This is a genomic window from Terasakiella sediminum (assembly GCF_033100395.1).
GTDB lineage: Bacteria > Pseudomonadota > Alphaproteobacteria > Rhodospirillales > Terasakiellaceae > Terasakiella.
This window is the reverse complement of record NZ_JAWLVJ010000078.1, coordinates 1-638: the sequence shown is the minus strand read 5'-3', so window position 1 is coordinate 638 and position 638 is coordinate 1. Positions and strand designations below refer to the sequence as shown.

At 38.2% G+C, this 638-nt stretch carries 1 protein-coding gene; it reads left to right on the top strand.

Features of this window, described 5'->3' with window-relative positions; all coding sequences use genetic code 11:
- Nucleotides 1-106: 106 nt before the first annotated feature.
- Entirely contained in the window at nucleotides 107-562 is a 456-nt protein-coding gene (locus tag RYZ26_RS19895; protein WP_317685003.1) for a DNA cytosine methyltransferase, read from the top strand.
- The last annotated feature ends 76 nt before the right edge of the window (nucleotides 563-638 follow it).

Here is a 638-nt window from a genome sequence, read left to right as displayed (position 1 = left end):
TCATACTTGGGCAACATCAGCCCTATGAAGTTTGAAATGAAGGCTGCATGACAGAGTAAAGTATCCTCCACTTTAGTGCAGCGGGTCCAATTTTTCTGAGGCTAAGATTTATAAAGAAGACATCACAAAACTTTCAGTCCGAAAAATTAAAAACCTTACCAAAAAAGCAAACGGGCAAGTTCTTTTTTCCGCATGTGCTCCATGCCAACCCTTTTCATCACAAAACAAACAAAAAAGTGATAAAGATGAAAGAAGAGCATTACTTGATACACTACATCCATTTATAAAATCATGTTTGCCTGATTACATCTTATTGGAAAACGTCCCAGGCTTACAAAGAATTGAAAAAGGTCCATTCACACGCTTCATCAATTTTTTGGAAACACTTGGCTATTATTTTGATGCAGATGTTAAGAATGCCGTTGATTTTGGCGTGCCGCAAAGAAGAAAACGCCTTGTACTAATCGCATCAAAACACGGTCCAATTACTTTACCAGAAGAAACACATGGAAAAGGCAGAATTCCATACAAAACTGTTTGGCAAGCAATTAGGTTCTGTTGACAAAGTGCTTTACCCAAACCCGAATTGATGTGACCTGAACGAAGCCGAGAAAGCTTAACATCGTTTTGTCATATCG